Source organism: Herbaspirillum sp. meg3 (assembly GCF_002257565.1).
Taxonomy (GTDB): Bacteria; Pseudomonadota; Gammaproteobacteria; order Burkholderiales; family Burkholderiaceae_D; genus Herbaspirillum.
In genome coordinates this window covers 3914790-3940722 of sequence record NZ_CP022736.1, presented here as the reverse complement: position 1 = coordinate 3940722, position 25933 = coordinate 3914790, and the positions used below count along the sequence as shown (strand labels likewise).

Below are 25933 nucleotides of genomic sequence, written 5' to 3'. Positions count from 1 at the left end.
GTTTTTCATGGCGTTTTCCCTCGCTCAGTATCCGATGAAGCCTATCAGCGTCGCTGCGCGGACAGTGGCACTGATGTTCGCACTGACGCTGGCCGGTTGTGCCGTGACCCAGGTTGATGTTGAACCCGTGCAAAAAGTGGACGTGCCGAAGCAGTGGAGCGATCCTTCGGTTTCCCCCTCTTCGGCCGGGGCCGACAGTGCGCAGCAGATCGCTCTCGACGCCGATTGGTGGAAGCAGTTCGGCAGCGCGGAGTTGAGCAGCCTGGTCATCGAAGGGCAGAATAATAATTTTGAAATTGCCGCCGCCATGTCGCGTATACGCCAGGCAGAAGCCAACGCCCGTATCGCCGGGGCGCCGCTGTTGCCGGACGCCGACATCGCTTCCAGTGCCAACCGCAGCCTGCCATTGAGCGGGGGCACCGCAACCACGTCCGCCAGCGGCATGCTGGAGATCAACTACGAAGTCGATTTCTGGGGCAAGAATAAAGCCGGCCTTGCTGCCGCCGAAGCCTCGTTGCGCGCCAATATCTACGATCGCGAAACCGTCGCGCTGACCGTCACCAGCGGTATCGTCTCGACGTTTCTGCAAGTGTTGTCGCTGCGTGACCGGTTGCAAATCGCCCAGCAAAACGTTGCCAACGCCCAGCGCGTGCTGAAGCTGGTCGAGTCGCAAAGCCGTGCAGGTGCGGCGTCGCCACTCGATCTTGCGCGCCAGCGTTCGGCGCTGGCCAATCAACAGGCTGCGATTCCTGATCTGATGCAGCAAGAGCGTGACGCCCAGACTGCATTGGCGACCCTGCTCGGTCGCCCGCCGCAAAGCTTTGTCGTCAAAGAGAAGGGGCTGGCCGCGATCCAGATGCCGAAGATCGCCCCCGGTTTGCCGTCAGAATTGTTGACCCGCCGTCCTGACATTCGCCGCGCCGAAGCGCGTCTGGCGGAAGCCAATGCCAACGTCGCGGTCGCACGCGCGGCCTTGTTCCCGAGCATTCGCCTGACAGGCTCTACCGGCGCGCAAAGCAATGCACTTTTGTCGTTGTTCGACGGCCCCAATCTGCTGGCCAATCTGGGTGCATCACTGACCGCACCGATCTTTGACGCAGGCCGCCTGAGCAGCCAGCGCGATCTGGCGATTGCCCAAAAGCAGGAGCTGGTGCAGGTCTACCGTTCGGCCGTCGTCACCAGCTTGTCGGAAGTTGAAAAATCGCTGGGTGCGATTCGCAGTCTGGAAGAACGGTACCGACTCAAGAATCAGGAAGTCGACCAGGCACGTTTTGCGTTTGAGTTATCCGAAATTCGCTATCGCGTCGGGGCGGAAGATTTGATGGTGGTGCTGGACACGCAACGGATACTTTCAGAAGCGCAAAACCAGCTGGGACAGATCAAGTTGCAGCGCCTGCAGGCGACGGTTTCGCTTTACAAGGCGTTGGGCGGAGGATGGAAGGATGATGTGCCCAACGGCAATCCGGCAACGGGCTCCGGCGGCACACCGGAGAAGGTCAGAGGCGCTTCCTGATTTTCAGGCGCCAATGCCGGCAACAAACGATACTGAACAAAAACTCAAAACAGGATGGCGGTCGTCGCCGGTCCGACATCAACCTCTTGCATATCGCGCCGGGCGTCATCACCAGCTACCGTTTGTTCACGGGACAAGGCCCACGGATATAGCAATCCCAATCCAGCCATCGCCACTACTGCAGCAAACGCAAAGGCGTCCCATTGTGGCAAGCGAGGCAACGCAAGCACGGCAATCACGGCGAACGATGTCAGCAAGGCGATTGATTTGGGAAGGTTGCGCATGACGGAATCCTTTTGAAGGTCTGTCATTGCACTATAGATGCTGCGCTGCGGTAAGTGAAATAACTATTACAACTTAGCTAAGTACGGATTCGACTTAAAGAAGGCGGATGCCGTTTCTGGTACGGAATTTTTGGCAGGCAAAAAAAACGCCTGCAAACGGGCAGGCGTGTTGCCAGAGCAAGCAGACGCGTCAGACGGCAACCGGTGCCTTGATGTGAGCCTGGGCCTCGTAACCGGTAATCTCGAAGTCATCGAATTGATAGTCGAAGATGCTTTCCGGCTTGCGGTTGATTTGCAATTTGGGCAACGGGCCTGGGGTGCGGGCGAGTTGTTCCTGTACCTGCTCCATATGGTTCGAGTACAGGTGGCAGTCACCGCCGGTCCAGACAAAGTCACCCACATCGAGGCCGGTCTGTTGCGCGACCATGTGCGTCAGCAACGCGTAGGAGGCGATATTGAACGGCACGCCGAGGAAGATATCGGCGCTGCGCTGATACAACTGGCAAGACAGCTTGCCATCGGCCACATAAAACTGGAAGAAAGCATGACAAGGCGGCAACTTCATCTGCGGGATGTCGGCCACGTTCCACGCCGACACGATCAGACGGCGGGAATCAGGGTTGTTCTTGATCTGGCTGACGACTTGCGCGATCTGGTCAATATGCTCGCCGTTCGGTGCAGGCCAGGAACGCCATTGATAACCGTAGATCGGTCCGAGGTTGCCTTCCGGATCGGCCCATTCATCCCAGATCTTGACGCCGTTTTCTTTCAGATAAGCAATATTGGTCGAGCCGGCCAGGAACCAGATCAGTTCGTGGACGATGGACTTGATATGCAGCTTTTTGGTGGTCAGGAGGGGAAAACCTTCCTGCAGGTTGAAGCGCATCTGGTGGCCGAAGACAGAACGGGTACCGGTACCGGTGCGGTCGGTTTTTTCGGTGCCATGCTCGTAGACATGGCGCATGAAATCGAGGTATTGGCGCATGGGGTTTGGTGCTGATGGAATGAGGGGGATTGTAACTTATTTGGGGAACGGCTTTGTTTTTGGGAGGCGTATTGTCCCGATCCGGCGTCTTCGGTAGCTTCATCTTTCTTTCTTCGATCAACCCCTTCGCCGGGGGAGGCCCGGCACGCGTGATCGAAGAAAGAAAAGCTGAAGCAACCGAAAAGCAAAGTCGGAACAAAACACAAAAACTAAAGCTTACTTCTGCGTAGCCTTCCTCACAGCAGCCACCTGCTCGGCAGTCACAACCCCACCATGATTCCCCCAATTCCCACGAACAAAGCTGACCACCTCCGCGACCTCCTGATCACTCAACCTCCATCCAAATCCCGGCATACCCATCGCCGAAGGATCCGACTTGGTGGAGGGCATCGCGCTACCCGCCAGCACGATATGAATTAGCGAGGTCGGGTCGTCGACATTGACGACAGCGTTCTTGCCCAGCGCCGGAAAGGCCTTCATTGCGCCGGTACCGTCCGAGCGATGGCAGGCGTTGCAGTTGTTGAGATATACCGTGGCACCGGCAGTCTGCAGCTTGCCTGATCGCAGTTCCAGCGTGGCCGGCTGATCTGCGCCGGCAGCATTGGATGCGGCGGCAGCTTTCGTATTGCTGGCCGGGCCATTGCTATTGCTGCCTGATTTCTTGCCGGGCAAGCTGCTGAGATATTCAGCGATGGCCTGCAAGTCGGCTGTGTTCAGATACTGTGTGCTGTCGTTGATGACCTGGCTCATCGCGCCAAAGGCTGCGCCGTCTTCTGAACGGCCGGTGCGCAGGTAGGTGGCGATTTGCTGCTGGTTCCAGCGTCCCAGTCCGTCCTTGTCGTTACGCAAGCTCGGTGCATGCCAGTTGTCCAGCGTGTAGCCGGCGAGGAAGCTGTCGCTGCCGCCATCCAGCGACTGCTCCTGGCCGAGCTTGCCGTGCGGCGTGTGGCAGGCGCCGCAGTGGCCGAGGCCTTGCACCAGATAGGCGCCGCGGTTCCAGTTGACGCTTTGCGTAGAGTCGGCCTTAAAGGGTTTGTCGCTGAAGAACAGCATGTTCCATCCCGCCATCAGGATGCGCATGTTGAAGGGGAAGGGCAGCGCCGTCTTTGGATTGTCTTGCTGCACCGGCTTTACGCCCTGCGTGAAATAAGCGTACAGCGCGGAGACGTCTTCGTCGCTGAGTTTGGCAAACGAGGTATATGGCATTGCGGGATACAGGCGGCTGCCATCCTTGCGCTTGCCCTTGCGCAGCGCAGAAGAAAAGTCGTCGTAACTGTAGTTGCCGATGCCGGTCTGTTTGTCCGGCGTGATGTTGGTGGAATAGATGGTGCCGAACGGCGTGTTCATCGCCAGCCCGCCAGTGAAGGGCGCCTTGCCTTTGACCGTGTGACAGGCCATGCAGTCGCCGGCGCGGGCGAGATATTCGCCGCGCTGGATTTGCTCAGGCTGTGGCATCGACGGCGTGGGATTGACTGTCTGCGCAGAGGCCAGACCAGTTGCGCTCAGCGTTGCTGCAACCGAGCTTGCGAGCAATGCTTGTTTGAATAAACGGGCGCTCATGCTTGCACCAGCGGGCCGGGGTTTTTCAGATAGCGCTCGCGGATCGCGGCAGCCGACCAGTACGCCAGTGCACCGACCATGCCGGTCGGGTTGTAGGCCCAGTTCTGCGGGAAGGCGCTGGCGCCCATCACGAAGACGTTGTGCACGTCCCAGCATTGCAGGTACTTGTTGATCACGCTGTTGCTCGGCTTGTCGCCGCAGATGGCGCCGCCGGTGGTGTGCGTGGTCTGATACGGTCGCACGTCATAGTGATCGCCGAACTTGGGCGGATGCGGGGTGAAGGCTTTCGGGTTCATGGCTTTGGCGACCAGTGCGGCTTTTTCGGTGACGAACTGCGACATGCGCACCTCGTTGTCTTTCCAGTCGTAGGTCATGCGCAAGAGCGGCACGCCGTAGACGTCCTTGTAGGTGGGATCGAGGTCGAGATAGTTTTCGCGGTTGGCCATGACCGAGCCTTCGGTGCCGATGTTGAAGGAATGCAGGTAGTTATCCTTCAGCGCTTTTTTCCACTGGCTGCCCCACTTGGGCGTGCCGTCCGGCACCATCGATTGTCCGATCGGCCGGCCGCCGGTGACCATCGCGCTGACGTAGGCGCCGCCGACGAAGTTGTGTGGGCCGTGGTCGAAGTTGTCGCCGTTGAAGTCGTCGAACACCTGGCCGCCGGAACCTGCACCAATGAACGGGTTGATCGCCACGTCCTTGTCGAAGAAGACCGATACCGAGCTGTTCTTCTGATACGCGTAGTTCTTGCCGACCACGCCTTCGCCGGTCTTCGGGTCATACGGTTTGCCGATGCCGGACAACAGCAGCAGGCGCACGTTGTGCATCTGGTAGGCGCACAGGATCACGATGTCGGCAGGTTGCTCGACCGAGCGGCCTTGTCCATCGATATAGGTGACGCCGCTGGCGTGCTTGCCATCGCTGTCGAGGTTGACCTTGGTGACGTAGGATTTGTCGCGCAATTCGAAATTGGGTTTCTTCAGCAGCGCCGGCAGGATACAGGTTTGCGGTGAAGCCTTGGAATACATGTAGCAGCCGAAGCGCTCGCAGTAGCCGCAGAAATTGCAGGGGCCGAGCTGCATGCCGTAAGGGTTCTGATAAGCCTGCGATGCATTGGCCGCAGGAATCGGAAACGGATGGTAGCCGACTTCGCGCGCGGCCTTCGCAAACAGGTTGGCTGGCGCGTTGTCCTTTAGCGCCGGCACCGGATAGTCGCGCTTGCGCGGTGCTTCAAAGGGATTGCCGCCTTCGATGATCTGGCCGTTGATATTGCCTGCTTTGCCGGAGACGCCGGCGATGTATTCGAAGCGATCGTAAAACGGTTCCAGCTCCGCATAGGTCATCGGCCAGTCCTGAATCGTCATGTCGACCGGGATGAAACGTTTGCCGTAGCGCTGTTCATAGTGGGTGCGGATCTGCAGTTCGGCGTCATAGGCGCGCCAGGTCATGCCGTTCCAGTGCACACCGGCGCCACCAACACCATCGCCCAGCAGGAAGGAACCCAGTTGCCGGTACGGCAGTGCATCGTCGTTGATCGAATGGCGCACCGTCACGGTTTCCTTCGACAGGTTCTGCATGAGCTTGTAGCGCACCGCATAGGTCAGCTCGTCGGCGATTTTCGGATAGGCGAAATCGGGATTGGTGTCGCGGTTTTCGCCGCGTTCCAGGCCGACGACGGTCAGGCCTGCTTCAGTCAGTTCCATCCCCATGATGGAGCCGGTCCAGCCCATGCCGACCAGCACGACATTGACTTTTGGTTTGGTGATATCAGCCATTTTCTTGTTCCTCGGATTGCATGTTGTTTTGTTCTTCCGGTGTTCGGAGCTTGTTGGAGCTCCTGCCAGCCTGTGGCCTCAGCTTTGCTTGCCGCCGATGCCGACCGGGCCGTAGGGATACACCTTGTCCGACGGTCCGACAAAATCGAGGAAGTCGGCGCGTGCGCCGGGGAAGCCGATCATCTTCCAGGCGGCCATGTCCTTGTTGCCGCCATGGATCGGGTCGGAGAGATAGCCTTCCTTGGTGTTCTGCAGCAGGAAGGTGAAAAACCATTGTGCCGACACCGACTCGAATTGCACTTTGCCGCCATCCATGTCCTTGAACAATTGCTCCTGATCGTTCGCGGCGAGCTGGTCGAAGGTCTTGCCGCCGAAATTCTTTCGGCAGTAAGCGGTAAGCGCGGCAATGCCCGAACGGTACAGCTCACGCGGCGGCATGCTGGCCTGATAGCCGAACAGCGGCGATGCATCACCCTTGAAGGGCCCTTGCATATACCAGTTGGAGGCATGGCCGAAACCCGACTCCATCTGACCGTCAATGAAAGCCGGTACATTCAGTTCCAGTGCGCCGGGGCCTTCGTTGTCGGCGGGGATCAAGCGATCAACGGCAGCCTTGATGAACGTCCATTCATCGGCGTTGAAGAAGCGCGGCTGATAGGTGGCATTGGTCGCTCCCGACGCTGCTGCTGCACCTGCGGGCGTCTGGCCGATCGCAGGAACGAAACTCGCGGTGGTCAGTGCGGATGCCGCCGGTACGATGGCGATGGTTTTGAAAAGGAAACCACGACGTGATGCTACTTTTTCATCGGGCGTGCTGGGTGGCGGATTTTCTTTTTTCATTGTTCACCTGGGCTGGGTTAGCACACGGCGTGGCGCCATGTTGCCTGGGGTCCGCCTGTGGTACCCGATATCACCGGAGATAACCGGTGAAGGATCGTGGCGACACAGGTGATGTTTTTTACTGGAGGTTCGACAGGGGTGACGCGGGTGATGTTCCGCAAGCAAGCCGCTGGCGGACCGACTCGTTTTTGATTCCTGACAACCTGTCAGGCGGCGTGGCGCCGAACGTGTGCCGAAATGACTGCTATCTGAAACCATCGTCTTTTAACCAAAACGAAAGCTGACAGCGAAAGAAAATGAAAAAAAACGGCGCTCACAAAATCGTGAAGCGCCGCGGGAGATAAAAAGGAAAATGGCTCCTACAAAGCGTGTAGGAGGTCGCTGACGACATGATCTGGAACGTTTTGATCGTCGGCAAAAAAGCGGACGTGCAACCTCAATTAAAAGGCGACGTTATTGCCGCCTTTGAGCTTGAGCATTTCACGGGCGTCGTCGGGTGTCGCCACTTCCAGAGACAGAGCTTCAATCACGGTGCGGATACGTTTGACTTGCGCTGCATTGCTTTCCGCCAGCTTGCCCGGGCCGTCCCACAGTGAGTCTTCCAGACCCACGCGGGTGTGCCCCCCCATTGCCGCCGACATCGTGGCGATCGGGATTTGTCCGCGTCCGGCGCCGAGCACCGACCAGAAGTAGTCGTCACCAAACAGGCGGTCGGCAGTGCGCTTCATGTGCATCACATCTTCGACATCGTTGCCGATGCCGCCGCGCAGGCCGAACACAGACTGGATCAGGAAAGGCGGTTTGATCAGGCCGCGATCGATAAAGTGAGCGGCGGTGTAGAGATGGCCGATGTCGTAGCACTCGATTTCGAAGCGGGTCTGATTGGCGCTGCACGATTCGAGGATGTAGGCGATATCCTTGAAGGTGTTGCGGAAGATGCGGTCGTCGGATTCGGCGAGGTAAGGCTTTTCCCAGTCGTATTTGAAATCTTTGAAACGGTGCAGCATTTCGTACAGGCCGAAGTTCATCGAGCCCATGTTGAGAGAGGCGACTTCGGGCTTGAGTTGTAACGCTGGTTGCAGGCGTTCTTCCACGCCCATGGTGGGGGCGCCGCCGGTAGTGAGATTGATGACGACGTTGGACTTGGCCTTGATTTGGGGGAGGAATTTGCGGAATTCGTTGGGGTCTTGCGTCGGTTTGCCGTTTTGCGGGTCGCGGGCGTGCAGGTGGACGATGGCGGCGCCGGCTTCGGCTGCTCCTAGTGCGGCGTCGCGGATTTCGTCCGGCGTGACGGGCAGGTAGGGAGACATGGAGGGGGTGTGGATGGCGCCGGTGACGGCGCAGGTGATGATGACTTTTTTGGGTTTGCTCATTTGGTTCTCCTGGTGATTGTTGGTTTGTGGGGCTTGTCTTTATCTCTGTCGTTCGTTATTTCTTTGTCGCTCTTATGGATGCCAGGATTCGGAGGCTTCCGCTGTTTCGACTGATTTTTTCTTGTAGCTAATTTTGTGCTTTCTTCGATCAACCTTTGCCGGGGGCGGCCCGGCAGCCGCTCACTTTTCTTGCTCCGCCAAGAAAAGTAAGCAAAAGAAGGCGGCCGCTGGGTCGTAGCCCCTTCGGGGTTCCCGGCGCCGTCAGGCACAAATCGGGAAGGGAAAACAACTCGCTGCGCTCAGACATTTTTCCCTTCTTAATCCGATTTGCACCTGCCGTCACCGGCTACTCTCAAGCGGACTTCGAGACGGGCTCGCTTCGCATCGCCAATCTCTGCATCAGTGATACATCAACTTCTTCCGCTCTCTTTAGCGTCGTCCCAACGGACGCTGGGACCCAGCGGCGTGACCAGGCGAAACTATCTCCGGCATTGTCTTAGGTCGGTTGCTTCCTCTTGTGCGCCACCAATCCCATCAAGCGGTTGTCGCGCCAGCGCGATCTTTCTTCCAGTTGATCTGCACGCAGTACCTCGCGTCGTTCTCCTTCAATCTCTTTCAGCGTCTCTGCATTCCATTCATTCGGCAACTGTGTCTTGGCGACATCACGGTAGGTGTGGCCGTAGCGTTTCGCATAGTCGATTACGCCTTCGGGAGCGTTGAGGTCGATGGTTTCGAACGGGCCCATGAAGGACCAGCGCAGACCCAGACCATCTTTCAATACCTTGTCCAGATCTTCGGCGGAGGCGTAGCCGTTTTCGTACAGGTTCAGCGCTTCGTTGAGCACCGCGCCCTGGATGCGGTTGAGCAGGAAGCCGGTGATTTCTTTTTTCAGCAGCACCGGCGACTGGCCGGCGCGGGTGTAGATGTCGTGGGCGCGCTTGACCGTCTCTTCTGATGTCCACGGCGCAGGCGCCAGTTCGACCAGCGGGACGAGGTACGGCGGGTTCACCGGATGGGCGACCAGGATGCGATGGCGGCCGGGGAGGTTTTCGGAGAACTCGGAGGTCGGGATCCATGAGGTCGAGCTGGTGAGGATGGTGTCGGGCGCGGCCAGTTTGTCCATCTCGGCGAAGATCTGCCGTTTGACGTCGACGGTTTCCTTGACGTTCTCTTGCACCAATACCGCGCCTTTGAGTGCTTCGGCCAGGGTGCTCACGGGCTTGATGCGTGCCAGCACTACGTCGGGCGTTTCAGTGATCAGGCCATGTTTGGCCAGGTCGCTGATGTTGTCGTGCAGGAGCTTGGTGCAGGCGCTGAGCGCTTCCGGTACGGCGTCGTAAATGGCGACGCTGCAGCCGGCGCGGGCGAAGACGATGGCCCAGGCGCGGCCGATGAGGCCTGCGCCGATGACGGCGATTTTTTCATTCATGGTGTCTCCTTTGTTTAGTCTTTAGCCGAGATGTTCGACATTACCGCAGACCGACAAACTTTGCCCGCTGATGGCAGATCCTGCCGGCGAGCAGATGTAGATGATCTGGTTGGCGATGTCTTGCGCGGTGACCATCTTGCGCATCGAGACCTTGGACAGCAGGCGTTCGCGCATCGCTTCATGGTCGATGCCATAGGACGCTGCCTTGGCGGCGATCACACGCTCCTGGCGCTCACCGGCGACGATGCCGGGGAGGATGGCGTTGACGCGGATGTTGGACGGGCCGAGTTCCATGGCCCAGCTTTCGGTGAGGCCGATGACGCCGAACTTGGAAGCGGAGTAGGGCGTGCGCAGCGGAAAGCCGAGACGGCCGGCTGCCGACGAAATGTTGACGATGGAACCGCCGCCGGCTTTTTTCAGCAGCGGCACTGCACGGCGCGTGCAGAGGAAGGGGCCGGTCAGGTTGACGGCGATGGTCTGATCCCAGGCCGACAGTTCTGTCTCCTCGACTTTCGCGGTTGGCCCGGCGATGCCGGCGTTGTTGACCAGCACGTCAAGTGCGCCCCAACGTTGCGTCAGATCAGCGAACATGGCGTCGACCTGCGCTTCGTTGGCGACATCGGTCTTGCTGAAGGTGACCGGCGCACCGGTGAACTGCTTGCGCGCGCTGTCGAGGAAGTCGTCGCTGACGTCGCAGATGTGGACCTGCGCGCCTGTCGCCACAAACGATGCGGTGATGGCCAGGCCGATGCCTTGTGCGCCTGCGGTGACGACGACGCGTTGATCTTTCAAACTGGTGTTCATGTCAATGTCCTTGTTGCTTGTGTCAGAAATAAAAAGTTAAAGCCAGAGAATTTGCTTGCGGTAGGTCAGGTCGGTCAGCAGCGGCTCGGCCGGCCCGGTGTGGAAGACCGCGCCGCGCTCCAGTGCGAACACGCGGTCAGCCAATGCCAGCACCAGGTCGAGGTTGTGTTCGACGATGACGATGGAGACTTCCTTGCGCAGTTGATCGAAGACGGTGAACAGCTCCTGCACGACCGCTGGTGCGAGACCTTCAAAAGGTTCGTCCAGCAGCAACAGCCTGACGTTGCCCGACAGGGCGCGCGCCACGGCGACCATCTGCTGTTCGCCGCCGGAGAGAAAATCGGCCGGCGTGTGCAGGCGTTCTTTCAGGCGCGGGAAGTAGTGCAGGATTTTTTCTTCACTCCAGGCAATACCGTTGGAGCTGTCGGTCTTGCGCGCCAGACGTCCCAGCGAGAGATTCTCCGCCACCGTCATCCCGGCAAACAGGCCGCGTCCTTGCGGCACGTAACCGATGCCCAGTCGCGCGATGTCGGGTGCGCTCAGGCCGGCGATGTCCTTGCCGTTGTAGCGGATTGCACCCGATGCCGGTTTCAGCAAGCCGGTCAGCGCTTTCAGCAAGGTCGACTTGCCGGCGCCATTGCGACCGAGCAGGGCGACGATTTCGCCTTCGCGCACTTCCAGCGTGGCGTCGTTGAGGATGTGGCTCTTGCCGTAGAAGGCATTGACCTTGTCGAAGGACAGCAGCTGCGGACGCTCCTGTGCATCTCCGGCGATGCGGCCGGTGACGGGCGGCGTACCGGTGCCGGTATAGATCTCCTGCACGCGCTGGTCGGCACGCGCTTCGTCGGGTGTGCCTGACATCAGCACGCTGCCCTGATTCATCACCGTGACCTGATGCGAGAAGCCGAGGACGCGGTCAATGTCGTGCTCGACGATCAGCACCGGGATATTGTCGGCGATGATCTTCACCAGCCGCGACACGCGCTCGCGTTCGGCGGCGGCCAGACCTGCCAGCGGTTCATCCATCAGCAGCACATGCGGTTTGGAGCCGAGCGCAATGCCCAGATCGACCAGGCGTTGGCCGCCATAGGAGAGTGCTCCACCTTCGATGTCGTCGATACCTTTGAGACCAAGGAAGCGCATCAGCTCTTCGGTTTCGGTGTGGATTTCAGGATAGCTGTCAATGTCTTTCCACATGTTGAAGCGCGAGGGGTGGCGCGCCTGTAGCGACAGCCGCAGGTTTTCGTAGATGCTCAGACCCTTGAACAGGTTGGTGATCTGGAACGAACGCGCCAGACCGCGCTGGCAAATCTGGCCCGGCGTCAGTCCCTGGATTTCTTCTCCGTTCAGCTTTACCGTACCGTGGTGAGGGATGAACATGCCGGAGATCAGATTGAAGGTCGTTGTCTTGCCCGCGCCATTGGGGCCGATCAGCGCGTGGATCTCACCGGCGTGCAAATTGATCTGCGCATTCTTGACCGCCTGAATGCCGCCGAATCGGATGTCGATATCCTTCACCTCCAATACCAATCCCTCCTGGCGCGGTGGCTGCAGGAAGGCCGGCAGCGGCAAACCGTCAACGATCTGGCGCTGGCTCATCGCGGCGCCGACTTCGGCTGGCGGACGCAGACGGCGTTTGATCTGTTGCCAGATGCCGACCAGGCCGGTCGGCGAAAACAGGATGAAGCCGACAAAGGCGAGGCCGAACCACAGCAACCAGTTTTCGGTCCATATCGACAGGCATTCGCGGAACAGAATGTAGAACAGCGCACCCAATGCCGGGCCGAGGAAGCTGCGCATGCCGCCGATCACCACCATCGCCAGCAGCTCGCCCGAGAACGCGACCGACGTTGGCTCGGCCGAGGCGAAGCGGTGATGGAACGCCAGCAAGGCGCCCGCCAGACCGGTCACGCTGGCCGACACGATGAACATGATCAGCTTGTAGATGATCGTGCTGTAACCCTGGAAGCGGGCACGCTGCTCGTTCTCGCGGATCGCCACGATAGTGTGGCCGAAGGGCGAACGGATCACACGCTGCAGGACGAACAGTACGATCAGCGCAATCACGCTGACGAAGACAAGGAAGGGAATCGACTGATCCAGATCAATGCCTGCCACGACCGGACGCACGACATTGCCGAGTCCCGATTCGCCGCCGGTGAAGTCGGTCCAGCGGAACGCGATTGCAAACGTCAGCGCCGACAAGGCCAGCGTCAGCAGCGAAAAATACACGCCGCGTCGGCGCAGGATCAGGAAGCCGATAATCGCCGCCGACGCCGCAATGAAGACGATGGTGAACAGCATCGGCGCCACGATCTGGCCGGGGAACCAGTATTTCTGCGACAGCGCCGCAGCATAGGCGCCGACACCGAACCACGCACCATGGCCGAACGACGTCAGACCGGTGTAGCCGACCAGCAGGTTCAGGCCCATGGCGGCGATGGCGTAGATGACGACGTCGGTGGACGAGCTGGTGGTCAGGCCCAGCAGTTGCAGCAGGATGGGGACGACGATCAGCGCCAGCGCGCCGATCCATAAAGATTGATATTTGTTATACATGTCCGCTCTCATTCAAAACGTTCGATGCGTTCGCCCAGGAGGCCGCGCGGACGGAAGATCAGCACCAGCAGCATCAGCAGATACATCGATGCTTCACCGGCGGGCGCATAGAACTGGATCGTGATGCCACGCACCACGCCCACCAGCAAGGCCGCCAGCACCACACCCCAGAAGCTGCCGAGGCCGCCGATCACCACCACCACGAAAGCAGCGGTCATGATTTCCGCACCCATGGCCGGATGCACGCCGGAGATCGGCGCAAACAACACGCCGGCCAGCGCAGCCAGTCCGACGCCGAGCATCACGATGGCGGTCATGTAGGGTTGCAGCTTGATGCCGAGCACCGCCACCATGTCCGGCTTTTGCACGCCGGCGCGCACCACGCGGCCGAAGGATGTCTTATTGAGCAGCATCCAGATCAACGTCAGTGCGACTACGACGGCCACCAGCATCAGCAGGCGGTATTTGGAATACATGAAGTCGCCGACCATGATCTGGCCTTTGAAGGCCGGGGGAATGGAGGCGGGCAAGGGCGACGCGCCCCAGAAGATGCGGATGATTTGTTCCGCCACCATCGCCAGGCCGAAGGTCAGCAACAGACCGAGAATCGGATCGGCTGAGTAAAATCTGCGCAGCAAAAAACGCTCAAACAGAATGCCGATCAGGGCCACCAGCAAGGGCGACAGAATTAATGCGCCGCCAAAGCCAAGGTATTTGGTGATCTCCACCGCGAGATAAGCGCCGATGGCGTAGAAGGCGCCGTGGGCCAGATTGACCACGCCGCCGAGACTGAAAATAAGCGACAGTCCCAAGGCAATCAGCAGGTAGTAACCGCCTACCAGGATGCCGTTGAGGATTTGCTCCAACAGGAAAACGATTTGCATTGCTGCTCCGGAGGGGAGGACAAGAAAAAGCTGAGAGAAAGCTGAGAGTAGGCTGAGAGAAACCTGAAAAGCGTCATCAATCACCGTCGTCCCAGCGAACGCTGGGATCCAGTGTCGTTACACCGGACTCCAGCATTCGCTGGCGCGACGAAGAGTAGGTGACGGCTTAGGTAAAGGTGCAGGCGTTCTCTTGCATCGTGGGAGCGAGTACCTCCAACGACTCAGTCGGTCCCGGCACCGATGCGCCCAGCAGCATGAAGTCCCACTTGTCCTTGATCTGTGCCTTCGGTTTCGGCGTGACCGTGTACATTTCTTGCAGCAATTGGTGATCCCAGGCGCGATAGGTGCCTTTGCGTGCTTTCAATGCATCAATGGGCGCGCCTTTTTCGAAATACTCGATCAGCTTGGCGGTATCCAGCGACTTGGTTTCGGTGACGGCTTGCACGATGGAGCGGAAGGCGACGTATTCGCCCCACGCCTGGTTCTCCGGCGGTTTGCCGAATTTCTTGATGAAGGCGGCGACGAAGGCTTTTGCCGATGGTGCATTGACGTCGTGGTGCCAGGTGGTCGGCCAGGTGCCGGCAAAGCTGTCTGCGCCCGCGCCCCAGGCAACCGCCGTATCGAAACCGAAGCCGGCGATCGGGAAGGGCAGGCCGAACTCTGAATATTGCTTGATGAAGTTGGTGATCTGGTTGCCCGCCAGATTGGAGATGACCAGGTCAGGTTTGGCCTGGCGGATCTTGAGCAGGTAAGGGCTGAAGTCGGTGGCATCGGTCGGCACCAGCTCGTCATTGGTAATCGTGCCGCCATTGGCGGAAACGAAGGATTTGGCGGCGCGCAGCAGGTCGTGGCCGAAGGCGTAATCGGCGGACAACGCATACAGCTTCTTGCCCTTGATCAGGTTGTCGCGCACCAGCGAGCGGCCGCAGGCCTTGACGTACGTCGAGTTGGCAGCCTCGATATGGAACATGAATTTGTTGCAGCTCTTGCCGCGCAGCTCGTCGGAGTTGCAGCCGGTGTTCATGAATAGCTTCTTGTTGCGCTGTGCCACTTGCGCGATGCCGAGTGCCGAGGCGGAGGAAATCTCACCGATCAGCACCGCGGCGCCGTCGCGTTCCAACAGGCGTTGTGCCTTGGAGGAGGCGGTTGGCGGATTGACGGAGTCTTCCGAGATCAGCGTGAGCTGGCGACCGAGCAGGCCACCGGCCTTGTTTTGTTCTTCTACTGCGAGGGTGATGCTCATGACGGCATATTCGCCCAAGGGGCCGAGGAAGCCGGTGCGCGGGGTCAGGTGGCCGATGATGATTTTGTCCGACTGCGCCTTGACGATGGCCGGGAAGCCCAGCGCCGAGGTGGTGGCAACGGCCGCGCCTGCTTTCAGAATGGTGCGACGGCCAGGCGACAGGATCTTGCTGCTAGCGTTGTTATCGTCTTGCTCCATGGTGCAAACCTCCTATTGGTCCGGCGCGAGCCGGGTGTCTCGATGGAAGCCGCCGCACATCGCCAGATGAGATGGCGTGAATGAAGCGGCTTGTTTTCTTATTGAGTGCTTGCGTGCAGCAGAGAGAAAGGCGGGGCGAAGCCGGATTCAAGTCGCTGATCCAGCCTTGGCGTCTCCTTTATCTTTTTGCAATAGCCTCTTTTTTATGTCATTTATTTGACATGTGATCAAATGTATTCGATAGAATTGGGGTGTGTCAACCGGCGATGCAGCAGGAATACATGTTGCCGGGGGCCATGCCGCGGCACGGCAACAGAGGGTTGCTTGCCGTGGAAAGCGCCGCAAAAGTCAGTGTGGCAGGGCATTCGGCAGATAAGGCGGGGAAGTGCGGCTGCTATAATCCGCGGCACTTTTGTATAACAAGGTTGAACAACATACGCATTTCATCGGCACGGATGAAATGGTTTCAAGTGAGAAGCCGGGGACATGGAACACACGATACTTGCGGACCTTTCGCAAATGCGCAAAATCACGCACGCCACGCTGTCGCAGCGCGTGTACGACGATTTGCGCGAGCTCCTGCTGGCAGGGCAAGTCCGCCCCGGTCAAAAGCTGACCCTGAAAAGTCTGTCGGAAGCCTTGGGCACCAGTCCGATGCCGGTGCGTGAAGCGATTCGCCAGCTGGCGGCGGAAGGGGCGCTGGAAATTCTGCCCAATCGCGCCGTGCGCGTGCCGCTGATGACCAAGGACAAATTCCGCGAGCTGTTGAAGATTCGCCTGGCGCTGGAAGGCCTGGCGGTCGAACATGCGGCGCAGAACATCACAACAGAAGGCTTGCAGCAAGTCTCCGATCTGCACGACACGCTATGCGTTGAGATGCATCGAAAGAAACCCAACGTCGACCTCATCATCCGCCTCAACAAGCAACTGCACTTTGCCGCTTACGAGGGATCAGGCATGGCGACGCTGGTCGGTCTGATCGAAAGCCTGTGGCTGCAGGTCGGGCCGGTGATCAACCTCGACCTGCGCGCCGGTTCCCGCCGCCTGTCGGAAGCACCCGCGCTGGTACACCACGCGGCGCTGCTCAAGGGCTTGCAAGAGAAATCGCCGGAGCAGGCGCGCGCCGGCTTGTCGGGCGATCTGCTCAGCGCCGCGCAGATGATTCTTGCCGGCGACGGCCTGCCTGATGTGTGACCTGACGTGTAGCCCGATGCGTGGCCTGGTCTTTGCCGGCTTGCTGTGCAGGCGTGCGATTGAAGCAGCTCGCCAGCACGAGGCTCAACAATGGAATAACTGCGGCCAGTAGTTCCAGGATGCCGGTGCTTTGCTCCAGTTGTTCCAGACGGATTTTGTAATGCGTGGCGAATGCCATCAGTAAAAACAAGAATGCGGCGCTCAGCCCCACGATCATTTTGAGTCGCATGTTCATCTCCTGTACTCCCCTTATCCCCACATGACGGCCACAGGCGCCGTCGCCAATGCCGCGAGCGCGATGCTCACGACGCCAAAGCCGCCATAGACGATCAGATCGAATTCGCTCATGGTGTGTCTCCCTGTGTGCAGACAAGTGGTATATCGACCGGGCTTGGCGGACGTTGATAGGCGGGGGCGGTAAAGAAGAGTAAGTTTGTGTAGGCGCTTGTAAGTCTGGTTCCGGCGAGACATCGATGGCCGGGATCGTGTACCCTCTCGGTAAAAAATACCTCCACACAATTCAGGGAGCTTCATGTCTCTATTTAACAAGAGCGGGCTGCGCAAACTCATCGGTCGCGCAGCCTTGTTGTCTTTCATTGCTGCAATGCCCTCTCTGTCCACTGCACAGACATCGCTGGACGACATGCTGAAACCGTATCTGGAGCAGTATCGTTTGCCGGCGGTGGCGGCTGCCGTGGTCAAAGACGGCAAGGTCATCAGTGTCGGTGCGGTCGGCGAGCGCAAGTTCGGTTCCGGCATTCCGGTGACGGTGAATGACCGTTTTCATATCGGCTCGGATACCAAGGCATTTACGGCGACGCTGGCCGCGATATTGGTAGACCGCGGCCAGATGCAGTGGACGACCACCATCGGTGAGGTCTTTCCCGAGCTGGCGCCGAACATGGATGCGGGTTTCCGCACTATCACGATCAGTCAGTTGTTGTCGCATACCTCCGGTATTCCCGCCGATAACGCCGAGTTCATCGAGCTGCTGGCCAAGTCCACGTTCGAAGAGGGCAATCTCGACGACTTGCGCTACTGGCTGCTCGAACAATGGATGACCAAGCCCTTGCAGGCTGCGCCGGGACAACGCTTCGCTTATTCCAACATGGGCTATACGGTGGCAGGCGCGATGATCGAACGCGTCGCCAAAAAGAGTTGGGACGAACTGATCCGCGAGTGGATCTTTGATCCGCTGGAACTGAAGACCGCCGGTCTGGGTTCGCAGGCCAGTCCGGGCCGGATCGACGCGGCACTGGGTCATGGCATTCTCGACGACGGCAATATCAAGGCCTTCATGGCCGGGCCGGGCGACGACAATCCGCAAATCATTGGCCCAGCTGGTATGGCCCATATGTCGGTACTGGACTTCGCGCGTTGGGCAGGTTGGAATGCCGGCCAAGGAAAGCATGCGCCCGCCTTGTTGAAACCCGAAACGCTGAAGCTCCTGCATACGGCGGTAGTGGACATGCCCTCGGCAAGAAATCCAGAACCAGGAACGCCCTCCAGCGGCAAATACGCGCTGGGCTGGGTGATTGCAACGACCGACTGGTCGCCGCAGCCGTTGGTTTTCCACGGTGGCTCCAACCAGAAAAATCTGGCGCATATCTGGTTCAGTCCCGAAAAAGACTTTGCCATGGTGGTGGTCACCAACATCTCCAGCGCCAAAGCCAACGACGCCTTGTTTGATATCGCCGGTAAATTGTATAAACAATTTTCGCCGTGATGCGCAGTGATGAAACGATAGAGGAGTTATTCTTGCAAATATCTTCACTGCCGGATTAAGGGACGGGAAAGCGTCTATTGGTACAATGCGCGTTTTCCCTTGTTCCTCTTTCTGGCGGGCTTCATGGATTTTTTCCTGTTTCTGATTGACTTCATCGTTCACATTGATCGCCATCTGACCGAGCTGGCTGCTTCCTACGGTCCATGGCTGTTTCTGATTCTGTTTCTGATCATCTTTGCCGAAACCGGTCTGGTGGTTACGCCTATCCTGCCGGGAGATTCATTGTTGTTCGTCACCGGAGCGATTGCCGCCACCGGCGCCTTCGACATCCATCTGATGGTGCTGACGCTGATCGTTGCCGCCATCCTCGGCGACAGCGTGAACTATCAGATCGGCAAGGCCATCGGGCTGAAGGTGTTCGACAATCCCAACTCAAGGATATTCAAGCGCGAGTATCTGGATAAAACCCATGCCTTCTATGAGCGCCATGGCGGCAAGACCGTGATCATTGCCCGTTTCGCGCCTATCGTGCGCACCTTTGCGCCCTTCGTTGCCGGCGTCGGCGCAATGACGTATCCGCGCTTCTTCACCTACAACGTGATCGGCGGGATTTTGTGGGTGGCGAGTTTTTCGTATGCGGGTTACTTCTTCGGCAATCTGCCGGTGGTGAAGCAGAATCTCAGCCTGCTGATTCTGGCGATCGTGGTGCTGTCGATTTTGCCGGGCGTGATCGGCTATCTGCGCCAGCGCATGAAGTCCAGATAACGATCCTGCTTCAGCCGCACAAAGAAAAAAGCCGTTCAGTTTGCACTGAACGGCTTTTTATTTACTGCTGCAGAAATGAACTACAGAGATTACCTCCAAAGGTCACACAGTAAATTTGGTACGACGATCCGCTATCAATACTTCCACAAGATCTTTTGCAGTTCCTTGCTGTCGTTGGTCTTGGTCAGTGCCAGCGCAGTCAGGATACGGGCCTTCTGTGCGTTCTGATCGTCGGTGACAACCCAGTCAAACTTGTCGTCGTTCTGTTCGCCATTGCGGATCACGACGCCGCTGCCGGTGCGTGTTGCGCGGACCACTTGCAGGCCTTTGCTGCGCACTTCCTGCAGGACAGGCACGATCTGTTCTGCGACGCTGCCGTTGCCGGTGCCGTCATGGATGATGGCCTTGGCGCCGGCAGTGACGAAGGCGTCATACGCTGCGCGGCTGACGTTGCCGTAGTTGTAGGCAATGTCCACGCGCGGCAGGCTGTTGATCTTGTCGATATCGAACTCGGTTTGCGTGGTGTGCGGACGTGCCGGCAAACGGTAGAACATCAGCTTGCCTTCGACCACGTAACCCAGCGGGCCGTATGCCGAGCGGAAGGTTTCGACCTTGAAGGAGTTGCTCTTGGTGACGTCGCGGCCGGAATGGATTTCGTCGTTCATGACAACCAGCGTGCCTTTGCCTGCCGCGTCCTTGCTGGATGCAACCAGCACGGCGTCATACAGGTTCAGCGCACCGTCAGCGCCCAGCGCCGTACCCGGACGCATGGAACCGACCACCACGACAGGCTTGTCGCTCTTCAGCGTCAGATTGAGGAAGTAAGCGGTTTCTTCGATCGTATCGGTGCCGTGGGTGATCACGATGCCGTCGACGTCACTTTGTTTGAGCAGTTCGGAGACGCGCTTGCCCAGTTTCAGCAGGCGCTCGTCGTTGAAGCTTTCACTGCCGATCTGGAAGATTTGTTCGCCGCGTACGTTGGCGATCTTCGAAATCTCAGGAACGGCGGCAATGATCTTGTCGACCGGCACGACGGCCGATTGATAGGCTGCGGTATTCACGCTGGACGCGCCTGCGCCGGCAATGGTGCCGCCTGTGCCGATGACGACGACGTTGGCTTTCTTTTCTTGTGCCTGTGCGGACAGCGACATGGCGGCGGACAGCAGCAGTACGCCACCGAGTTGTTTCAGCTTCTGGTGTTGCATGAAGGTCTCCTGAGCAATCGTAAGATCATTAGATGGTCCCGCCGTCGTGCCGGATAGTGCGCACGACGGCGACTTGCGTGCCATTCGTTTTGCGTTGTGGTTCTGGCACGAAAGAATCTTACGGAACTGCGCAGGGGATGTCCCATGCTTTTACAGCATGGTTTTGCACAGGTTATGCAACAGATGCATGACCTGGCGGCGGTCTTTTAAAAATCAAAAAACAGGCAGGGGAATTAGAAAAATTCGACGATGTCATTCGTGGAAATTTCCGGACTGAGCACGCCGGAAGTCACCAGTTCATCGTAATAGCAGATGCGATTGCGGCCATTTTCCTTGGCATGGTACAGAGCCTGATCGGCATGGCCGAGAATCACCACCGGCGTTTCATGCGAGATATTGACGAAGCCGAGGCTGACGGTGACATTGCCGACCTGCGGGAAGTCATAATCCTGAACATGCTGACGGAAGCGATCGAAGATCTTGCGCGCATCGTCCAGCGTGGTCGAGCGCAGCAGTATGACGAATTCTTCGCCGCCGAAACGGAAGATGCGGTCATGCGAGCGGAACGAAGTGCGCAGGATATTGGCGACCAGGATCAACACTTCGTCACCGTAGAGGTGGCCGTACTGATCGTTGACCTGCTTGAAGTGGTCGATATCGACGACGGCCAGCCAATGCGATTTGGCGTTGCCGGAATGGCGACGTTCGTTATTGTCGACCGAATGCGCCTCATGCGGCGCGATGGCGAAGGCGTGACGCGAGAATTGTTCGTCGAAGGTCTTGCGGTTGAACAGGCCGGTCAGCGCATCGCGCTCGCTGTAATCGAGCAAGCTCTGATAGTTGCAGTAAATGGCAAAGACGCCGTCGATCAATTCACGCATCGCAACATCGTAGGCATGCGGATGACGGATCTCGATGCAGGTATTGACTTTGCCGTGCAACCACACCGGCAGCCACAGCACGTGCGTGCCGTCACTGTCGACGACATAGTGTTCGTTCTTGTGCTGGCGCATGCATTCCGCAATAGCGGGGAAGTTGCTCAGTGGTTCTTTGGGGTCGTCGTCGGTGTGTTCGGCGATGGTGCTCAGGCGGCCTTCGTCGAGAAACATTTTTTCCTGGACGAAGAGCTCTTCGCGCAGGGAGAAAATATCGTGCACGCGAATCTGGTGGACCTTGGTCAGCTGATACAGCGCGGTGATGACGGAGCCGGCAAGACGCGTGTTCTCACGTTGTGCCGTGATATCAGTCAGGTTCTTTAGAAGCAGTTTCATCATCCGGATGTCGACTCCTGCGTGAGCACATTATTCTATGTCTAGTGGGTACTCTGTGGAACTCATCAACGAGTTCTCGTTGGCTTTACCATTCATAGAATGCATAAGGTCATTACGCAAGAATCAAGCCATGAATCAAGCCGGGGGAATCACGGGATTTTACACGCAGCTTGGCGTAACAGCTATTGAGTAACGCAAAATCAAAGCGAATAATTTTCTTTCATTTCCGAGTGGAAATTTTATGTCGTGACCGCTCGCATTGCCCGCACTATATTGGCACTCACCGTCTCGCTTCGCGCTCTGTCGATGTGAAATGACGTCGACGATTTTTGTATTTCCGTATGGAAAAATAAAAGGCCATCGCTGTGCAACATCAGTTCATCGTTTTAATTCAATCAATGAGAAGGGAACCTGACTTCACGATAGAGCAAAGCAGCAATTTATTATTTATATTATTTGAAAATGGAGAGACAGAACGTATCGTATTTCAAAGCGGGAACGCGTAAGTACCTTGCAAGTGCAAGAAGCCTTGCGGATGGACTCGCTTTTGAAGGCTGTAAGGAGGGATTGCTGAGGAGATGGCGCGCCGCGATAGGTACGACGCGCCCGAAGCTGCAGAGAATTACAGATAAATGATGGCGAGCGCCACGGCGATGATCAGGCCGAACTTGGTTGCCCGATAAACGTTGCGATTCCAGTTCTTGAACTTGCGGCGATATTGGCCAGCAAGCCAGACGAAGCGGAACAGCTTGTTGATGCGGCCGGTCTGGTCGCCGGTTTCGTTCGGCGAGCTGGCGGCGGTCATCATGGTCTTGCCGAGCCATTTGTTGATGGCTTGGGCCCAGCCGTAACGCAAAGGACGTTCGACATCGCAGAACAGGATGATGCGGTTGGTGTCGGCGCCGTTTTGCGCCCAGTGGATGAAGGTCTCGTCGAACACGACACTTTTGCCGTCGCGCCAGCTATAACGTTGGCCGTCGACTTCAATGAAGCAGCGGTCATCGTTCGGCGTTACCAGGCCCAGGTGATAGCGCAGCGAACCGGCATAGGGATCGCGGTGTGGGTTGAGCGTGCCGCCCGGCGCCAGTTCGGCGAACATCGCTGCCTTGACGCAAGGGATCTGGCGCAGGATCTCGACGGTCTTGGGGCAAAACTGCTCGGCTGATGGATGACTGGCGTCGTACCACTTCAGGTAAAAACGCTTCCAGCCGGCTTTGAAGAAAGAATTGAAGCCGGCGTCGTCATTTTTTTCCGCCGCCTTGATCTTGGAGATGTTCTGCAGATTGACGGCCTCGGCCTTGATGATTTCCCAGTTGTCGTCCAGCAAGTGCAGGTTCTGGAAATCCTTGTTCGCCGGGGGATACGGCACTGCCGGCACGCGCGAGAAGGCGTACATGAACAGATTGATCGGCGCCATGATCGAGGAATGGTCGAAGAACTGCCGCAAAAACGGCAGTCTCACCTTTCCGCGGAAATGGATGAAAAAGATGGAAAACAGATAAATACCGACAACAACCCACTTCATTGCAATGTCCTCATGAGGATGGCGGCTGATAAGGCCTTGCCATCATGCATAGATAAGCGCAGTAAGCGCGATATCAATGCGGTAGTAGCTAAATACTATTAGCTGAATATTCTGGAAATCCGGCAGTGTTGCCGCGATGGATGGGGCTGATTCTACACCAAGCCGATTTGGGCAGCTTTGCGGTGGATCAGTGAAGAATTGTAAAAATATAGACCGAGTTCCGAATGGGAGGGGGAAGGGGCGGAACCCGGTCTATAAGGAGGGCAAACGTTGTTAAGCGTTGAAAGGCGCTTATGCCGGCTGAGCCGCCAGCTTGCCTGGCGCGATGCGCGGCATGCCGGTAAAGCCGAAGTCGATTTCAGGTTGACGGCCGGCAATGATCTCTGCGATCGCGCGGCCCGAACCTGCGCCCATGGTCCAGCCCAATGTACCGTGGCCGGTATTAAGGAACAGGTTGCTGAACTTGGTCTTGCCGACGTAAGGGATGTTGGACGGCGTCAGCGGACGCAGGCCAGTCCAGTACACCGGATTGTCATAGTCGCAACCGTCAGGGAACAACTCACGTGTACGGCGGGTGATGGCATCGCAGCGGGTGTTGTTCAGTTCACGGGTGTAGCCGTTCAGCTCGCAGGTGCCTGCCACGCGCAGGCGGTCGCCCAGGCGCGAGACAACCAGCTTGTAGCCGTCGTCGGTCAGCGAAACCGTTGGCGCCGCATCCGGATTGGTGACCTTGTAAGTGGCCGAGTAGCCCTTGCCCGGGTACAGCAGCAGATTGATACCCAGTGGACGCAGCAGCGGCTCCGAGAAGCTGCCCATGGCGACGACGAACTTGTCGGCGCGCAGGATCTTGTGGCGGCCAGCACCGTCAATGACTTCCACACCGGTGATCTTGGCGGCAGCGCCGGTGCCTTCGGTCAGCAGGCGCGTGATGGTGGTGTTGAACTGGAAGTCGACGCCGGCGTCTTCCGCCTTTTGCGCCAGACCGGTGGTCAGCTTGTAGACGTCGCCCGACTCGTCGCTGGCGGTAAAGTCGCCGCCGACGATTTTGTCGCGGATGCTGGCCAGTGCCGGTTCGATCTTGACGACTTCTTCGGCACTGATGGAGTCGCGTTGGCAACCGAGGTCGCGCATCAGCTTGGCAGCAGGCAGCGACAGCTCAAATTCTTTGGCATCGGTATAAAAATGCAGAATGCCGCGGGTCAGGTGGTCGTACTGGATATTGGTTTCGGCGCGCAGGGCCACCAGTGTCTGGCGGCTGTATTCGCACAGCGCGACGATCTGGCGGATGTTGGCGTCGGTGCGCGCAGGCGTACATTCGCGCAGGAAGTTGACGGCCCACTTCCATTGCAGCCATTCAGGGCGGAAGCGGTACAGCAGCGGGGCGTCTTCCTTGCCCAGCCATTTCAGGACTTTGAGCGGAGCGGAGGGATTGGCCCATGGCTCGGCGTGCGATACGGAGATCTGGCAGCCGTTGGCGAAACTGGTTTCTTGCGCTGCGCCGGGTTGGCGATCGATGACGGTAACGTCGTAACCTTCACGCTTCAAAAACCACGCGGACGCGGTACCGATGATGCCTGCTCCCAATACGATGACTTTCATCACACATTCTCCTATTCAATGGGTGAAATTGTAAGAAGTAATCGGTTTTTTAGGTAAGCAATCAGCGTGCCTGTATTTCTATTTTTAAATAGAAAGCTACTTTATGTGTTCAAAAAAGAAAATAATTTTGCAAAAAGCTTAATATTTTGCATTTTCGAACTTCGCCATTTCTTCCGCCAGCGCCTGTGTGACGCTTTCTGCCAAGGCTTGTTCCAGACTCGCGCGTACGCGGGTCTTCAGGATGTCGGCCATGTTGTCCAGAATGACTGCCAGATGATCCTGCAAATGCTGGTGCAGCACATTGTCTACCTGCCCCAGCATCTTTTGCATGATGTTGTCCTGGATTTCCTGGCGGAGCTGCTGAAGTTGTTCCGTCGTCGGGATGGGTGCCGTGGCAGGTAATGGAGGACTGACTGGAACCGGCAACGGCGGGGCGTCGAATGTCGGTTGGTAGACCGGCTGCTGACTTGGCTGGTATTGCTGCTGCTCAGGCTGGTAATGCTGATGATAGTCGGGTTGCAGTTGTATCGGAGGCTGAGGTTGGCTGTAGTCGTAGGTTTGTATTGGTGGTTGCCCGGGTGCGTCTTCCCAATACAGTGCGTTCGGTGACGACGCGGGCGCCGGTGGCGGTGTTTCCGCCGCGGCAGGTGTGGCAATGACTTCGGTCAGGAGAGGGATGCTGTTGTCGGCGGAAGATTGGCTCATGGCTTCAATCCGCGACGAAATGGCTCAGGGGATAACCGCGTTCTTTATAGAAGCGGTAACGATCACGCCCGGTGGCCTTGTCGGCTTCGTCGGACGAAATGATCTCGAACATGCGCTCGAAGCGGGCGAAGTGTTCCGGTGTCGTGCCCGATAAATTGATCAGTACATGGTGATGCGGCAGGTCCACGGCTTCGCTGTCGGTCAGAATCACCGGTGTCTGCGCGGCCAGTGGATCGTTTGCATGCACGTGCGGCAAGAAGTCCTGTTCCGAAAACGACCACAGCAATTGATCGAGCTGGGCCAGTTCGTTGCGATCCTTGCCGAGCAGCACGATCTTGCATTGCGCGGCGCGCGCCTTGCGCACCAGGCGGCAGGCGTAGGCGAGTTTATTGGGGACGTTGCTGTGGAAATCGATGCGGGTCATGGACGAAGTATAGACATATAGCGGACCAAGGAAAACCCGGCGAGAGGAATTAAACCACCCCGTCGTCCTGAC

Annotated in this window: 22 protein-coding genes; 4 read left to right on the top strand and 18 right to left on the bottom strand. The window is 58.0% G+C overall.

Features of this window, described 5'->3' with window-relative positions:
* The first annotated feature begins 7 nt into the window (after positions 1–7).
* Entirely contained in the window at positions 8–1513 is a 1506-nt protein-coding gene (locus hmeg3_RS17710) for an efflux transporter outer membrane subunit (protein WP_094564897.1), read from the top strand.
* 44 nt (positions 1514–1557) lie between these two features.
* On the opposite strand, the gene hmeg3_RS17705 is transcribed toward hmeg3_RS17710, so the two are convergent.
* The 11 genes from hmeg3_RS17705 to hmeg3_RS17655 all read right to left on the bottom strand — a co-directional run bounded on the left by hmeg3_RS17705 (position 1558) and on the right by hmeg3_RS17655 (position 15447).
* Positions 1558–1797 (bottom strand): hypothetical protein, encoded by a 240-nt coding sequence (locus tag hmeg3_RS17705; protein WP_094564896.1) that lies wholly within the window; start codon positions 1795–1797, stop codon positions 1558–1560.
* 190 nt (positions 1798–1987) lie between these two features.
* Positions 1988–2782 (bottom strand): thymidylate synthase, encoded by a 795-nt coding sequence (locus tag hmeg3_RS17700; protein WP_094564895.1) that lies wholly within the window; start codon positions 2780–2782, stop codon positions 1988–1990.
* A 216-nt stretch (positions 2783–2998) separates the two neighbouring features.
* Positions 2999–4342: a cytochrome c gene (locus hmeg3_RS17695; RefSeq protein ID WP_232511698.1), complete on the bottom strand. Its 1344-nt coding sequence runs from the start codon at positions 4340–4342 to the stop codon at positions 2999–3001.
* A complete protein-coding gene (locus hmeg3_RS17690; RefSeq protein WP_094564894.1) occupies positions 4339–6117 on the bottom strand; it encodes a GMC family oxidoreductase in 1779 nt (592 codons plus the stop codon). The genes hmeg3_RS17695 and hmeg3_RS17690 overlap by 4 nt, the downstream gene beginning before the upstream one ends.
* Before the next feature lie 78 nt (positions 6118–6195).
* Positions 6196–6957, bottom strand: a complete 762-nt coding sequence (locus hmeg3_RS17685) for a gluconate 2-dehydrogenase subunit 3 family protein (RefSeq protein WP_094564893.1) — start codon at positions 6955–6957, stop codon at positions 6196–6198.
* A gap of 440 nt (positions 6958–7397) precedes the next feature.
* Positions 7398–8330, bottom strand: coding sequence for a 3-keto-5-aminohexanoate cleavage protein (locus hmeg3_RS17680; RefSeq protein WP_094564892.1), 933 nt, complete (start codon positions 8328–8330; stop codon positions 7398–7400).
* A gap of 496 nt (positions 8331–8826) precedes the next feature.
* On the bottom strand, positions 8827–9759 hold the full coding sequence (locus hmeg3_RS17675; protein ID WP_094564891.1) for a 3-hydroxyacyl-CoA dehydrogenase: 933 nt from the start codon (positions 9757–9759) through the stop codon (positions 8827–8829).
* A 21-nt stretch (positions 9760–9780) separates the two neighbouring features.
* Positions 9781–10563 (bottom strand): SDR family oxidoreductase, encoded by a 783-nt coding sequence (locus hmeg3_RS17670; protein ID WP_094564890.1) that lies wholly within the window; start codon positions 10561–10563, stop codon positions 9781–9783.
* Between the two features lie 36 nt (positions 10564–10599).
* Positions 10600–13122, bottom strand: coding sequence for a branched-chain amino acid ABC transporter ATP-binding protein/permease (locus hmeg3_RS17665; RefSeq protein ID WP_094564889.1), 2523 nt, complete (start codon positions 13120–13122; stop codon positions 10600–10602).
* Between the two features lie 8 nt (positions 13123–13130).
* Positions 13131–14006 carry a branched-chain amino acid ABC transporter permease gene (locus hmeg3_RS17660; RefSeq protein ID WP_094564888.1) on the bottom strand — a complete coding sequence of 292 codons (876 nt, stop codon included), beginning with the start codon at positions 14004–14006 and terminating at the stop codon, positions 13131–13133.
* Between the two features lie 166 nt (positions 14007–14172).
* On the bottom strand, positions 14173–15447 hold the full coding sequence (locus tag hmeg3_RS17655; protein WP_094564887.1) for an ABC transporter substrate-binding protein: 1275 nt from the start codon (positions 15445–15447) through the stop codon (positions 14173–14175).
* Positions 15448–15933: 486 nt separating this feature from the next.
* Between hmeg3_RS17655 and hmeg3_RS17650 the strand changes: the two genes are divergently transcribed.
* The gene (locus hmeg3_RS17650; RefSeq protein ID WP_094564886.1) at positions 15934–16641 is read left to right on the top strand and encodes a GntR family transcriptional regulator; all 708 of its coding nucleotides are present in this window, start codon (positions 15934–15936) and stop codon (positions 16639–16641) included.
* Here hmeg3_RS17650 and hmeg3_RS17645 read toward each other — a convergent pair.
* Positions 16592–16870, bottom strand: coding sequence for a hypothetical protein (locus tag hmeg3_RS17645; protein WP_094564885.1), 279 nt, complete (start codon positions 16868–16870; stop codon positions 16592–16594). The genes hmeg3_RS17650 and hmeg3_RS17645 overlap by 50 nt on opposite strands.
* A gap of 303 nt (positions 16871–17173) precedes the next feature.
* Here hmeg3_RS17645 and hmeg3_RS17640 point away from each other — a divergent pair, with 303 nt between their 5' ends.
* Positions 17174–18367, top strand: coding sequence for a serine hydrolase (locus tag hmeg3_RS17640; protein WP_094564884.1), 1194 nt, complete (start codon positions 17174–17176; stop codon positions 18365–18367).
* 123 nt (positions 18368–18490) lie between these two features.
* Positions 18491–19132, top strand: a complete 642-nt coding sequence (locus hmeg3_RS17635) for a DedA family protein (protein WP_094566425.1) — start codon at positions 18491–18493, stop codon at positions 19130–19132.
* 134 nt (positions 19133–19266) lie between these two features.
* On the opposite strand, the gene hmeg3_RS17630 is transcribed toward hmeg3_RS17635, so the two are convergent.
* From hmeg3_RS17630 to hmeg3_RS17605, 6 genes are all read right to left on the bottom strand, one after another.
* Complete coding sequence (locus tag hmeg3_RS17630) at positions 19267–20337, bottom strand: asparaginase (RefSeq protein ID WP_094564883.1); 1071 nt, start codon at positions 20335–20337, stop codon at positions 19267–19269.
* A gap of 233 nt (positions 20338–20570) precedes the next feature.
* Positions 20571–21611, bottom strand: coding sequence for a GGDEF domain-containing protein (locus tag hmeg3_RS17625; RefSeq protein WP_094564882.1), 1041 nt, complete (start codon positions 21609–21611; stop codon positions 20571–20573).
* 619 nt (positions 21612–22230) lie between these two features.
* Positions 22231–23133 (bottom strand): lipid A hydroxylase LpxO, encoded by a 903-nt coding sequence (lpxO, locus tag hmeg3_RS17620; RefSeq protein WP_094564881.1) that lies wholly within the window; start codon positions 23131–23133, stop codon positions 22231–22233.
* Between the two features lie 291 nt (positions 23134–23424).
* The gene (locus tag hmeg3_RS17615) at positions 23425–24732 is read right to left on the bottom strand and encodes a D-amino acid dehydrogenase (protein WP_094564880.1); all 1308 of its coding nucleotides are present in this window, start codon (positions 24730–24732) and stop codon (positions 23425–23427) included.
* Between the two features lie 138 nt (positions 24733–24870).
* Entirely contained in the window at positions 24871–25437 is a 567-nt protein-coding gene (locus hmeg3_RS17610) for a hypothetical protein (RefSeq protein WP_094564879.1), read from the bottom strand.
* Positions 25438–25441: 4 nt separating this feature from the next.
* Complete coding sequence (locus tag hmeg3_RS17605) at positions 25442–25861, bottom strand: DNA polymerase III subunit chi (RefSeq protein ID WP_094564878.1); 420 nt, start codon at positions 25859–25861, stop codon at positions 25442–25444.
* Positions 25862–25933: the final 72 nt, after the last annotated feature.